Below are 12979 nucleotides of genomic sequence, written 5' to 3' on the forward strand. Positions count from 1 at the left end.
AAACATACAACTTCAAACATATAATCCGGGAATGATAACATGAAGTCCCTTATATTAGATCCGTTCTCAGGTGCAGCCGGTGACATGATACTTGGAAGCCTCATAGACCTTGGAGCAGATGCTGCAAAGATATGCGAAATCATCGAGTCTGCTGTTGATGTGAAAGTGTCTGTCAGCAGAGCTAACAAAAGAGGCATATCTGCCACCGATGTTAAGATCCATGTAGCACATGAGGAACATTCCAGACATTATCACGAGCTTGTGGATATTATCAAGTCAGCAGGACTTCATCCGCAGGTGGAAAAGAGTGCACTCGATGTTTTTGCTATTATGGCTGAAGCTGAATCAAAGGTACACGGAGAATCTCTTGAAACAATTCATTTTCATGAAGTCGGACAGAACGATGCTCTGGCAGATGTAATCGGCTCCTGTGCAGCAATCCATGAGATTGACGCTGAAGCGATATTCTGCACACCTGTCAACGTTGGCGGCGGAAAGGTAAAAGCTGCACACGGGCTTATGGCCGTTCCGGCACCTGCAACACTGGAAATCCTGCGTTCAGGAAATCTCTCATCTTATGGTTCCGGTAAAAGAGAACTTCTCACACCAACCGGTGCCGCTTTACTATCTTATTTTGCAAAGCCCATTGATAACCTGCCAAAAGGAAAGGTTCTTTCAATAGGATACGGTGCAGGCGATGCTGATACCGAAGACCCGAATGTCCTGAGAAGTGTGCTGGTTGAAATGCATGATATCCTCACTAAAGACCAGATAGAAGTTCTGGAAACTAATGTTGATGATGTTACCGGTGAAGTTCTTGGAAACCTGTTCGACAAACTTCTAGCAGCAGGTGCCAGAGATGTTGCCATCACACCAACGATCATGAAAAAAGGCAGGTCAGGCCATATTATCAAGGTTATCACAAAATCCCAGAACAGTGAACGTGTTGCCAGGGAGATAATGAAAGAGACCGGTACACTGGGTATCCGTGTTATTCCAACAGTACATCGTTTTGTTGCTGACCGCAGGATGGATGAAGTAAGCATCCGGCTTAAAGGAGAGGAATTTACCAGTGCAGTGAAGATAGCACAGGATAAGACCGGAGAAATCCTGCACATTTCTGCTGAGTATGAAGACTGCCGGAAGATCGCTGATAAGGTGGGACTGCCGCTTAAAGAAGTGATTCGCAGGGTTGAGGAAGAAGCGTGGGGGAAGTTTGGATTATAAGTCCAATCTAACCACAAACAATCTAAACCATCCCGGCAATTAGGAATTCAGATGATAGACGACGTTGTGAAGTTATTCAAGGAAATGGACAGCAAAGACCTGCGTATACTTGCAGGTATCGAGATCGGCATGAAGCATTTCGAGTGGGTGCCTGTTGAAGAGATAATGAAATACACCCGTTTGCCTTATTCCACACTTGAGTTCAAGATAAAATCACTCATCAAAGACAACATGGTGATCGGAACCAATAATCCATATGAAGGTTACCAGATATACTTTGACGGCTACGATACACTTGCTCTTAACACACTTGTCAAAAGAGGGACAATTAGTGCCATTGGTGATGAAATAGGCGTTGGGAAAGAGTCCGTAGTTCATGAAGCTGTGAAAGAACCTGAACTATCCTTTGGCGAAGCTCAGGGTGTTATTCTCAAGTTCCACAGGGAAGGAAGAACCAGTTTTAAGAGCGTCAAAAGAACAAGATCACACCTTGAAGGCAAGGAGCATTTTTCATGGATATATGCAGCCAGGCTGGCAGCAAAGAGGGAAGCTGAGATCATAAAAAAACTCTATCCCGATGTATCCGTTCCAAAGCTACTGGACAACAACCGTCATGCGCTTGTCATGGATGTGGCAAAAGGGACACTCCTCTATAAAACAAAACTGGAAGACCCTGAGTGGTTCCTTAATGAGATACTCAGGCAGGTGGCTCTGGTCTATGAAAAAGGTTACATTCATTCAGACCTCAGCGAGTACAACATCTTTGTGAACGAGAACGGAGTTCAGTTCATTGACTGGCCACAGTACGTTGAAGTCAGTCATCCACATGCTGAAGAACTACTTGAAAGAGATGTAACTAACGTCCTGAAACACTTCAAACGCAAATACAAGATAGACAAAGACCCGAAAGAAACGGTATCAGAAATAATGAATAGCTGAAACTGAAAATCGCCTGTGGTCATTCATATATCTTAGTAACAACATAAAATAAACTGTATGCAAAACGGGGTAATTTACGGTATTGACATAGCAAAAGGTTCATCCCGTGCTCAGGAAGTTCCCAAATATGCCGTTGCCGTACTCAGGGACGGGGAAATCAGCCATTATACCATGGTCAGGCTTCACAGGATACTGCGGATGCTGAATATGGACAGGCCGGATTACATTGCAGTAGACAATATTTTTGAGCTTGCACCAAACAAAAAAGCACTTATTCATTTACTTGAAAAGCTCCCTGATAACACCAGACTTGTACAGGTCACAGGCGGGATACACCAGAAACCACTACTCCGGCTTGCACAGGAACACGGACTTTCCCTTAACCAGTTTGACCCCATACAGGAAGCTGAAACCTGTGCAATACTCGCAAGTCTTGGCGTGGGAGAAGAAGTTTCCCTTTTTGAAGATATTACCCGCATCAAGGTCAGTCGTGCCCGTTCCCTTGGAAGAGGTGGCTGGAGCCAGAACCGCTATAGGAGAAAGGTTCATGGTGCAGTCAAGGAAAAAAGCAGGGAAATTGAGAACATCCTGCGCAAATTCTCCCGGGATACCGGATACGGTTATGACGAACGTTTTACCGAAGGCTTTGGAGGATATGTAAGGGCTGAATTTACGGTTAAAGCAAGACGTGAAAGAGTTCCGATAAAACCATCGACTAATGCTGATGTACAGGTTACCGTTAAAAGTGTGGAAAGGGACAAGATACAATACATATCCCTGAAAAAAGCCGGAAGAAAGTACACTATTGTTGGTATTGACCCCGGAACTACCGTGGGAATTGCAATCCTGTCACTTGATGGGGAACTCTTGCTTTCGGAAAGTATTCGCGGTATTTCCCATGATGAAGTTGTCAGGAAGATAGCTGAATACGGTAAACCAGCTGTTGTTGCTACAGATGTTTATCCAACCCCTTCAGCCGTCGAAAAGATTCGCCGCAGTTTCAATGCAGTTGCATGGAGTCCGGGCGGAGAAATAAGGGCAGAGGACAAGATCGCTCTTGCGAGGTCATTCGGATATTCCAACGACCACGAACGTGATTCACTTACAGCAGCAATTGCAACCTATAAATCTTACAAGAATGTGTTTTCCAGGGTTGAGAAAAGAGCACCTAAATACCTCAATATGGATAGCATCAAATTCCATGTCATAAACGGAGATTCAATAGAGGAAGCCATTGAGAAAGTAGCTTCTGAATCAAAGATACAGGTTCGCGTTAAGCCTGAACCCGAACCGGTAAAAGAAGAACTTACAGACACTGATGAACTTGTAAAGAAACTGCGTGAGGAAATCAGGCAGAAGAATTCCCAGATAAAGCAGCTCAAAGAATATGTTTCTGAAATCAAGTATGAATCCGGGCAGAAGGATAAGACCATAGAGAAACTTGAGATGCGTATCAACAAGATAAGGAATTCTATTTATACGCAAGTTAAGAAAGAAAGGGAGATACAGATAAGGGACACTGAGATAGATCGTCTCAATAAAGAGCTTGCAAAAACCCGCAAGAACCTGAAAAACCAGCGCAGGCAGAACAAGCGCCTGAAGCAGATACGTAAAAAGGAAGTAAAGGGCGAAGGTCTTCCTGTTAAAGTCATATATGCTTTCACAAGAGAAGCGATACAGCATACAAAAGAACTCTATGGAATCAAAGAGAACGATGTCGTCTTCCTCAAAGACCCAAGTGGTGGCGGGCCAATCACAGCATCGCTACTTGCCGAATCAAAAGTGAAAGCTGTGCTGATAACTGAAGATATGCCCCATGCTGCGCTTGAATCATTTTATGATAAGGAAATTCCGGTTTTGAAAGATATTCAGATACATCGCGTGGGAGACTTGGCTTCAGTTGACCCTGATATCCTTGAAGATGCTATTGAAACATGGGAGGAAGGAGCTGAAAAGCGCCGCCATGAAAAAGAGCACGAACAATTCCAGTCTATTCTTGATGAATACAGGAGTGAACGCAGAAGAGGTCTTGTATGATCCGTTCATCACTTCTACTTGCCGGCGGACTTGGCACCCGGATGAATGGCAGGGAAAAAGCCCTGATGATGCTTGAAGATAGCACTCTGCTGGAACGTTCACTTTCTGTTCTTGATGATGTGTCAGATGAAGTGATCGTTTCCCTGCGGGATGAGCAGCAGGTTCAGGAATTCTCATCTTATCTTCAGGAAAGGAAAATCGTTACTGACAGGATAAGAAATTCAGGTCCTCTTGCCGGAATGCTCTCTGGTTTTGAAAGAGCAAGTGGAGACTATGTTTTTACTGTTGCATGTGACATGCCGTATCTTAACAGAACGCTAATTGATATGATGTTCGACATGGTCGGTGAGCATGATGCACTCATACCGATAAGTGAATACGGCACAAAAGAGCCTTTGCATGCAGTGTACAAAAGAGATGTCATGCTTGAAGCAATAGAGAATGCTCTTGGAGAGGGTAGCAGAAGTATTTTGTCTCCCGTGTCACTGCTAAGTGATGTAATTTTTCTTGATTCCGAAGTTGTACGGACTATAGACAGAGACTTTAAAAGTTTTGTTAACGTTAATACACCGGAAGATATGCTGAAACTGGAATGATGATCACCAATAATAGCTCTGAAAGTCATTTATATTATGTTCCGGCAGGATGTGTCTGAATGATAGATAATGGAATTATTATTGAAAAAGCAATCTGGAAAATTGCCGCTGAATATGATTTAGATGTCAGAACAGTAGAAGATGCCATTAATTTTTCGGAAGTTCAACTGGACCTTGAGAAACTTGTAGGAGAAGGAATTTTCTGCTTCAGGGGACCGAATGAGAATGTAAAGTACGATAACGCATCCTTATGCCTTTCCAACAAAATACTTGCCAATGCAGGTGTTGCAAAAATATTAATTCCTTTGATCTGTGACAGGATACGCAATTGGGACCATGAAGATATTGAAGTTCTACTATCTGAACTGAAAAAGGTAATCACTATTATGGAGCTGAATCCTGATGAATATCCAGGTCTTCAGGAATGCAGTATTGGTCCAAAAGATCTGCCCAGTGAAAAAATACCGGATGATATCAAAGAGAAATGTGATGTATGGGCAATGGACAAAAAAGGCATGTGCCTTGTGGGAATCGACGCCAACAAACTAATGCACATTGATGATATTCGCAAAGCTCCGGCTGGTTGCCCATAAAATCTCTGCAGAGAACAAACTAATTACTGTTTATACTTCGTTATCATATTAAATTATTATTTTTACAATTTTGTTAATATATACAGCCACCGTGTCCGAATAATTTCGATAAGTTAATTAATATGTTATGTACATTAAGGAAAAGTAAAAAGGGACATAGATTGCCGTAAATGTGATAGGTAATTTATAATAATTAGCTCTGGAGTTGGTTGGTTGAATGGATTCTGATAAGCCGGAAGAATGGTTCAAATTAGCATTTGATGCAGACGATCCGGAAGAAAAAATAGAATATTTTTCACTTATCCTTGAATATGAGAATCTGGATCAGGAACTATGGAGTAATGAAGCGCTTGCGCTGGTCTGGAACAATAAAGGTATAGCGCTTTCTTTTCTTGGACGTGATGAAGAAGCCCTTGAATGCTTCATGAACTCTGTTCGTCTTAACAAAAATGATGTTGATGTCTGGTGCAACATGGGAATCATTCATTTAAACATCGGTAACCATGAAGCTGCGATTAAATGTTATAACCGCATACTAAGGCTTGACCCATCAAATGAAAATGCCTGGGTAAACAAGGGTGATATTCTTAGCATAATGGGAATGCACAACGAAGCCATTGAATGCTACAGTAAGGTTCACAAGGAAATAGAGCTTGACAACAAGTTTGCAGTTGTGTGGAATAAAAAAGGTCTTGCTTATTTTGGTCTTGGAAAATACGAAGACGCTGTTGACTGTTTCAACAGGGTTCTTAAGATAGATCCCGAACATATTGACGCAATAGAGAATCTGAAAGCTGCAATGTCAAAAGCAAAACAGATCAACGAGGAGATCAGTTACCCTGATTCCTCATGCCTGTAAAAAGTAATTAATTCATGCCTATTTTTCAAATACTGGATCTATGGATCATACAGTGAAACGTTCTCCCAGTTCAGGAGCATAAGCTTTCACGCCGATCTCTTCAGTAATCCAGTCTGCAAATCCTTCACAGTTGTCACCATGCATGGTAAACACATGCTCAGTTCCCCTGTCACAGAAATCTTTTACCATTTCCTTAAGCTCTTTATCGCCGGAATGAGCAGAGAAATCATATTGCTCGATCTTAGGTTTCAAGTGTTGGATAAACCCGTCATTCTCAATAATACCAGTATCCAGAGCCATTCTACCATTGGTGCCTTCTACCTGATAACCAGTAAGTATGATCTTTGATTTGGGGTCTTTGTACTTCTTATTGAGATAATATAATACAGGACCGCCATTCAGCATGCCAGCTGTTGTAACAATGACAGAAGATTCAAGATGAACTGAATCTCTTTTTCTTCCGGAAACTTCTGTTGCATTATCAAATGCTTTCTTAAGATGTGTTGGATTCCTGATATAATCCATATGTTTTGACATTACCTTGTATGCATGAACCCCCATGCCATCAACGTAAGCTCTGATTCCATGAGCATCCAGAAGCATCAGTATTTCCTGTGTCCTTCCGATTGCAAATGCAGGCACAATAACAGTTCCGCCTATATCCAGTGTGTCCATTACAGAATCTATGAACTGGCTTTCAACTTCCCTGCGTGGCGGGTGGTCATCACCGAAATAGGTGCTTTCAGTAATAAGAACATCAGTATTCGGGAACTCCACTGCACCGGAAACAAGTCTGGTATCAGAAGTATTGATGTCACCTGTATAGTACAGACTTTTCCCTTCTTTGTCTTTCAGGAATATCGAAGCGGCACCTGGTATGTGCCCGGCGTCAAAGAACTCAACATCATATCCATGTGTGTGAAACGGGACACCAGTATCTATCTGCCTGGTTCGGTGTGCAAATCTGGTAAGATCAATGGAATCAAAAGCAGGCATTTCACCTTCTCTTTCAGCTATTCTCAGGGTGTCCTGTGCCAGCATATTTGAAAGATCAAAAGTAGGTGGTGTCATGAAAACATCGGGATCAAGGTCCATAAGATTGGGAATTGCACCGGAATGGTCAATATGTGCATGTGATAAAAGAACAGCCTGCGGCCGTGATCCGTTTAAAGGATACTTAACCTCCTCTCCCGGAGATACTCCGTAATCCATCATTATTTTTTCATCAACCAAAACTGCCGATCTTCCGACCTCTCTACATGCACCCTTGAATTCCAGTTCCATTTAACCTGTCTCCTTTCAGGCAATATCAGATTGCCATACTTTTATTTTCTTTACAGGTATACTTGTAACTTTTGCAAGTTCCAGTGCATCAGCTTCACACAGATCATCAACACTGCAGATTCCAGCATCTGCAAGTTTTTCCGCGGTGACCTTACCAATACCTGATATGTCATTCAGGGTCTTTGGCTTTTCCTTATCAGAAGATTCTTCTTTCTGCTTTAGTTTCTCTTCTTCCTGTGTCTTTTGCCACTCAATGAAATTACATTGCGGGCAGCCAAGGTTCCATGGCCTCTTTCCAGCATTAATGATACGTATGTGATACAGGCCATGTTCCTCACATAATTTGTCTGTGACAACAACCTGTCCCATCTTTGGAAGCGGTAGTGAGAACGTACAATCCGGATAGCCTTCACAACCTATGAAGCGCCCTCCTCGTTTTGATCTCATTACCATTAGATTTGAACCGCATTCAGAACAAACACCAATTATCTTGTCCTCACGCAAACCAGCGCGGAGTGACTCACTGATGTCATCCTTGTTCTTTCCAAGCTCATCAAAAACAAGCTCCAGCATTTCCCTGGATTCATTCAGGACTTCATCCTCCGGTATTCCGCCTTCAGCTATCCTGTCCATATCAGCTTCAAGTTTACTTGTCATATCAGGTTTGGATATAGTAGGTGCGAACTTCTCAAGCGTATCCACAACTGCAACAGCAGTTTTTGTAGGTTGCAGCGGGTTTCCATGTACATAAGCCCTTGAGTAAAGCTTACTGATAATATCGTGACGCGTGGCCTTTGTACCAAGTCCCAGCTCTTCCATAATCTTGATGAGCCTGCCCTGACCGTATCTTCCTGGTGGTTGTGTTTCCTTTGCCTCAACATCTGCCTTGATTACGGAATGAACATCCCCTTCTTCCATTTTTGGAAGCAGCCTGTCCTCCGGTGCGTTGTAATGATAGTACCATCTCCATCCGGGTTCCACAAGCCTTGCACCGTTTGCCTTGAACTCCTCGCCATTGATATCATATTTCGACTTGATGGTCTCCCATTTTGCAGGGTCGGCAAAAGTTGCAAAGAAACGCCTGACAACCATTTCGTAAAGCTTCCATTCCTGCTCGTTCATCTCGGATTTCTTGGCAAGGGATGCAGGGAATATTGGTGGGTGGTCTGTTGTTTCTTTCTTACCCTTTGTAGGAACAAGTTCTTTCTTCTCAAGTAACTTGAGAGCATATTGTTTGAATGCCCCTGTCTTGAATATCTCTATCTGTGCCCTCAGGTCAATAGTGTCAGGATAAACTGTGTTGTCTGTCCTTGGATATGAGATAAAACCGTTAGTGTAAAGTGTCTCAGCGATCCTCATGGCATTAGCTGCGGTAAAGCCAATTGAACTCGCTGCGCTGATAAATTCAGTAGTGTTAAAAGGCGTTGGTGGTTTGTCTATCTTTTCGGAAGTTGTCAGTTCTGTCACTGTGGCATTGTCACCAATGGAGATCTTTTCCATTGCAGCATCGACATCTGCCTTTTCCCAGAACCTCTTTGTACGGTGTTCAACCTTGAACTCTTCACCGCTTTTGCTCTTAAGCATGGCTGAAAGTTCCCAATATGGCCTGGGGACAAATGCTTCCCTTTCCTTTTCACGTTCAACGATAAGCGCAAGTGTTGGGGACTGGACCCTGCCAACTGACAGGAACATCTTTCCTAAACGTCCGGCTGCAAGTGAGATATAACGAGTGAGCGATGCACCCCATACAAGATCAATGACCTGGCGGGAATGACCGGCATCTGCAAGATTGAAATCCACGTTTGTAGGATTAGAAAACGCAGCATCGATCGCTTTGGGAGTAATGGCACTGTAATGTACACGATCAAAAACAATATCCGGATTTACCTGCTTGATGATATCAAGAGCTTCAGCTCCAATGAGTTCTCCTTCCCTGTCATAGTCAGTTGCAATGGTGACTTTTGTAGCTTCCTTTCCAAGCTTTTTAAGTGCTGATACGATCTTTACCTGAGTTGAAGCTGTGATTATCTCTGCTCCAACAAGTTCATTTGCCTCTACCTTCTGCCAGTTGTTATATGCTTTAGGGAAATCCAGTTTTACAATATGACCGCTAAGACCTATGAATACCTTTTTTCCTTCTTCGGATTCGTATTCGTAAGTGTCTACCCCACTTACACGAACCTGTTTTATTTTTTCTGATGCCAGAATTGCGGCTATTCTTTTTGCTGCAATGTGCTTTTCTGCTATGATGAGATGCATGTTATCTCCGTGAATCTTGGAATTGTGTGATAGTATTCAAAACGTTTGAACGTTTATTTGATCCGGGACTTTCGATAGAAAATCTTTATTTTTACAGTGTTATTTAATGATAAATCTAACAAACATTCTTCTAAATATATCTATCGCAAACACATTGAAAACAAAATAACACACCGTGTTGAAAAAAACAACATCAAGCAAAGCTGTTCAATAAAAAAAAATATGTGTGCACGTGCACAGTAGAAATAAGAAAAGTATGATAATACATTTCCTGTCCCGTTTAAAGAGACAGGAAATGTCCACTCCTTTCACCAATTAGAGAAGGTTAATCCATTCTCTGCATAAGTTCGATATCTTCCATGATGGCCTGCAGGTCATCCTCATGCTCGATCTCATCGGTAAGGATCTGTAACACGATCTCATATGTAACCGGATCCTTGTCTTTGACCTTGCCAAGAATTGAATTGTAGACCTGGATAGCGCACTGTTCTCCTTTGATATTCTGTTCAAGGATCTTCTTGACGAAAGGGTCCTCAGGAGACTCGTATCCACAGTTGCTGAACTTCTTCCAGTCGTCCGGGGAAAGCACTGGTGTGCCTCCAAGCTGTATGATCCTGGTCGCCACCATGTCAGCATGGCGAAGTTCATCAGTAGCATGCTGAATGAGCTCTGCAACAGCAGCTTCTCTCATCGGGCCCTTGATGACCTTTGCACCAACCCAGTACTGGTAGTACGCATACCATTCATCTGCAAGCGCTTTGTTCAATAAGTCTATCAATTCATTAACATCTAAGCCTAATATTTCCACGCCTTTTGTTCCCATGACAGATCACCTATGGATTGTATCTTTTAGTCACTATTTAAGACTGTTTCTTCAGGCACATGAACCAGTCGAGGCAGTACTTTCCTTCTTCCTTGCTCTCGACCCTTTCCTTTGCAGTGCCGCATGAGCCTGGAGGTGGGATAATTACGTCATCGCCTGGCTGCCAGTTTGCCGGGGTTGCGATGTGCTCTGCATCGGACTTCTGCATTGCAATAAGCAGTCTCTTAATTTCATCCATATTCCTACCATTGGATAGTGGATAGTAGAGGATGGCTCTGATGATTGCCTTTGGATCCATGATGAAAACTGCTCTGACAGCCTGTGTTGTGGAGGCGTTTGGCTGTACCATACCGAATTTCTTTGCAACTTCCATCTTAAGATCGGCAATGACCGGGAATGTGACTTCAACATCCTTCATGCCTTTGTATACAATCTTCTCTTTGATGGTGCGCAGCCATGCAATGTGAGCATAGACACTGTCAATGGACAGTCCGATAAGTTCTGTGTTTAATGCCTTGAACTCATCCTGCATTGTTGAGAAGGTCATGAACTCAGTTGTACATACAGGTGTAAAGTCTGCAGGATGACTGAAGAGAATTACCCACTTCCCCTTGTAATCTTTAGGGAAATTAATTTCTCCGGCTGTAGTCTCTGCTTTGAATGTAGGTGCATCGTCGCCGATAAGCGGCATCGTTACTATTTCTTCTTCCATTATTACTCCTTCTCCATACATTTCTTACAAATTCCGTAAAAATTGGTATCTGCTGATTCTATTTTAAAGTCATCGATTTCTGCTGCAATCTTCATGGCATATTCGCAAAGCTCTTCTGACTCATAGTCTTTCATTTCTCCGCACTCAAGGCACATTGTGTGGTGATGGGGTATCATGTTGGATTCGAATCTCGAAACACCCTTTACGTTCACTTCCTTGATCAGGCCTTTTTCGGACAAAAACCTCAGATTGTTGTACACCGTAGCTTTACTGATACGGGTCAGTTTTTGTCTTACTCCCTCAAAGACATCATCTACAGTAGGATGACCATCAAATTCCTTGAGGAAATCCAGGATCTCAATCCGCTGGTTTGTATATTTGATGTCTGTTTTTTTCATACTTGTCCTCACCTTCCGGGTATGTATTTGAATGGGTTTCATGTAAGAACATTTTCTAAATAAGAATTATTATTATTTAAGTTTTGTTCTCAACTAATATTTTTGAAAAAACATATCGTACATAATATACATAGATTTCGAAATGGTGTTTCAGATCTCAGGTGCAAAAAAGACAGGCTGTTAAGCAAGGTACTTAACATATAAGCTCTCAAGTACTGTTCGTAACTTGAGGAGACAAAGAATGAGCAGGATCAGAATTATATCATGGAATGTAAATGGCATCAGGGCAGCTCATAAAAAAGGTTTTCTTGACTGGTTCAATGAAGAGAAAACTGATATACTCTGTATCCAGGAAACAAAAGCCAGCAGGGAACAACTCCCGGCAGACCTTCTTGAAATAGATGGTTATTACAATTACTTTGCCTCTGCTGAGAAAAAAGGCTACAGCGGCGTTGCACTTTACACCAAAAAAGAACCTGTTGACATAAAATGCGGTTTTGGAATTGAAAAGTTCGATAGTGAAGGGCGCACGCAGATCGCAGACTTCGGAGATTTTGTACTCTTTAATATATACTTCCCTAACGGCAAAGCATCTGATGAAAGACTTGCATACAAAATGGAATTCTATGATGCATTCCTTGAATATGCCAACACTCTAAAGTCAAGAGGTAAAAAGATAATCGTCTGCGGCGACGTTAACACTGCGCACAGGGAAATCGACCTTGCCCGTCCAAAAGAAAACGAAACGGTCTCAGGTTTCCTGCCTGAAGAACGCGCCTGGATAGATAAGCTGCTTGACAATGGGTATGTGGATACTTTCAGAATGTTCAACGAAGAACCTGAGAACTATACCTGGTGGAGCATGAGGACTAAAGCCAGAGAAAGAAACGTAGGCTGGAGAATCGATTACTTCTTTGCAAGTGATAATGCGAAAGATAACATCAAAGATGCATTCATACTACCTGATGTAATGGGTTCTGATCATTGTCCGATTGGCATTGATGTTGAGTTCTGAATAGCTATAAACATTCTACATTCTAGCTCTGTAAGGCAACTAGTAAAACCATCATCAATAAATGGAATTTTACAAAAACGATTATTATCGAAAATAACTCCAAGATGTTCCCCCTTACTAAAACCTAATGCGAGTATTGTCTAAAACCACACAATTTTTTAAAAAAATTGTAAATAATATTACTTTATTTTTATATACTATTAGAATATAGTGTATGCATCTAAATAAGCCTAATAG

The 12979-nt window shown here is 42.1% G+C and carries 12 protein-coding genes; 7 read left to right on the top strand and 5 right to left on the bottom strand.

What is annotated here, in order from left to right; translation table 11 throughout:
* Positions 1 to 39: 39 nt before the first annotated feature.
* From larC to RE474_RS02775, 6 genes are all read left to right on the top strand, one after another.
* On the top strand, positions 40 to 1227 hold the full coding sequence (larC, locus tag RE474_RS02750) for a nickel pincer cofactor biosynthesis protein LarC (RefSeq protein ID WP_309311463.1): 1188 nt from the start codon (positions 40 to 42) through the stop codon (positions 1225 to 1227).
* A 51-nt stretch (positions 1228 to 1278) separates the two neighbouring features.
* Positions 1279 to 2166, top strand: a complete 888-nt coding sequence (locus RE474_RS02755; RefSeq protein ID WP_309311464.1) for a serine/threonine-protein kinase RIO2 — start codon at positions 1279 to 1281, stop codon at positions 2164 to 2166.
* A 57-nt stretch (positions 2167 to 2223) separates the two neighbouring features.
* Positions 2224 to 4203 carry a DUF460 domain-containing protein gene (locus RE474_RS02760; protein WP_309311465.1) on the top strand — a complete coding sequence of 660 codons (1980 nt, stop codon included), beginning with the start codon at positions 2224 to 2226 and terminating at the stop codon, positions 4201 to 4203.
* Positions 4200 to 4799, top strand: a complete 600-nt coding sequence (locus tag RE474_RS02765; RefSeq protein WP_309311466.1) for a molybdenum cofactor guanylyltransferase — start codon at positions 4200 to 4202, stop codon at positions 4797 to 4799. Before RE474_RS02760 ends, RE474_RS02765 begins: the two co-directional genes overlap by 4 nt.
* Positions 4800 to 4858: 59 nt before the next feature.
* Positions 4859 to 5392, top strand: a complete 534-nt coding sequence (locus RE474_RS02770) for a hypothetical protein (protein WP_309311467.1) — start codon at positions 4859 to 4861, stop codon at positions 5390 to 5392.
* Positions 5393 to 5609: 217 nt separating this feature from the next.
* The gene (locus tag RE474_RS02775) at positions 5610 to 6251 is read left to right on the top strand and encodes a tetratricopeptide repeat protein (RefSeq protein ID WP_309311468.1); all 642 of its coding nucleotides are present in this window, start codon (positions 5610 to 5612) and stop codon (positions 6249 to 6251) included.
* A gap of 45 nt (positions 6252 to 6296) precedes the next feature.
* Here RE474_RS02775 and RE474_RS02780 read toward each other — a convergent pair whose 3' ends face one another.
* The 5 genes from RE474_RS02780 to RE474_RS02800 form a co-directional block, all read right to left on the bottom strand.
* Positions 6297 to 7535, bottom strand: coding sequence for an MBL fold metallo-hydrolase (locus RE474_RS02780; RefSeq protein WP_309311469.1), 1239 nt, complete (start codon positions 7533 to 7535; stop codon positions 6297 to 6299).
* 15 nt (positions 7536 to 7550) lie between these two features.
* Positions 7551 to 9794 carry a DNA topoisomerase I gene (locus tag RE474_RS02785; RefSeq protein WP_309311470.1) on the bottom strand — a complete coding sequence of 748 codons (2244 nt, stop codon included), beginning with the start codon at positions 9792 to 9794 and terminating at the stop codon, positions 7551 to 7553.
* A 325-nt stretch (positions 9795 to 10119) separates the two neighbouring features.
* Entirely contained in the window at positions 10120 to 10617 is a 498-nt protein-coding gene (locus RE474_RS02790) for a ferritin-like domain-containing protein (protein WP_309311471.1), read from the bottom strand.
* A gap of 37 nt (positions 10618 to 10654) precedes the next feature.
* Positions 10655 to 11308, bottom strand: a complete 654-nt coding sequence (locus RE474_RS02795; protein ID WP_309312191.1) for a peroxiredoxin — start codon at positions 11306 to 11308, stop codon at positions 10655 to 10657.
* Between the two features lie 23 nt (positions 11309 to 11331).
* Positions 11332 to 11727 (bottom strand): Fur family transcriptional regulator, encoded by a 396-nt coding sequence (locus tag RE474_RS02800; RefSeq protein ID WP_309311472.1) that lies wholly within the window; start codon positions 11725 to 11727, stop codon positions 11332 to 11334.
* A 241-nt stretch (positions 11728 to 11968) separates the two neighbouring features.
* Here RE474_RS02800 and RE474_RS02805 point away from each other — a divergent pair, with 241 nt between their 5' ends.
* Entirely contained in the window at positions 11969 to 12742 is a 774-nt protein-coding gene (locus RE474_RS02805) for an exodeoxyribonuclease III (protein ID WP_309311473.1), read from the top strand.
* Positions 12743 to 12979: the final 237 nt, after the last annotated feature.

Source organism: Methanolobus sediminis, assembly GCF_031312595.1.
In the GTDB taxonomy this organism is placed as follows: Archaea; Halobacteriota; Methanosarcinia; order Methanosarcinales; family Methanosarcinaceae; genus Methanolobus; species Methanolobus sediminis.

Excerpts from the sequence above, each read along its gene's own strand:
- larC (WP_309311463.1), top strand. The coding sequence starts at position 40 with ATGAAGTCCCTTATATTAGATCCGTTCTCAGGTGCAGCCGGTGACATG.
- RE474_RS02755 (WP_309311464.1), top strand. The coding sequence starts at position 1,279 with ATGATAGACGACGTTGTGAAGTTATTCAAGGAAATGGACAGCAAAGAC.
- RE474_RS02760 (WP_309311465.1), top strand. The coding sequence starts at position 2,224 with ATGCAAAACGGGGTAATTTACGGTATTGACATAGCAAAAGGTTCATCC.
- RE474_RS02765 (WP_309311466.1), top strand. The coding sequence starts at position 4,200 with ATGATCCGTTCATCACTTCTACTTGCCGGCGGACTTGGCACCCGGATG.
- RE474_RS02770 (WP_309311467.1), top strand. The coding sequence starts at position 4,859 with ATGATAGATAATGGAATTATTATTGAAAAAGCAATCTGGAAAATTGCC.
- RE474_RS02775 (WP_309311468.1), top strand. The coding sequence starts at position 5,610 with ATGGATTCTGATAAGCCGGAAGAATGGTTCAAATTAGCATTTGATGCA.
- RE474_RS02780 (WP_309311469.1), bottom strand. The coding sequence starts at position 7,535 with ATGGAACTGGAATTCAAGGGTGCATGTAGAGAGGTCGGAAGATCGGCA.
- RE474_RS02785 (WP_309311470.1), bottom strand. The coding sequence starts at position 9,794 with ATGCATCTCATCATAGCAGAAAAGCACATTGCAGCAAAAAGAATAGCC.
- RE474_RS02790 (WP_309311471.1), bottom strand. The coding sequence starts at position 10,617 with ATGGGAACAAAAGGCGTGGAAATATTAGGCTTAGATGTTAATGAATTG.
- RE474_RS02795 (WP_309312191.1), bottom strand. The coding sequence starts at position 11,308 with ATGCCGCTTATCGGCGACGATGCACCTACATTCAAAGCAGAGACTACA.
- RE474_RS02800 (WP_309311472.1), bottom strand. The coding sequence starts at position 11,727 with ATGAAAAAAACAGACATCAAATATACAAACCAGCGGATTGAGATCCTG.
- RE474_RS02805 (WP_309311473.1), top strand. The coding sequence starts at position 11,969 with ATGAGCAGGATCAGAATTATATCATGGAATGTAAATGGCATCAGGGCA.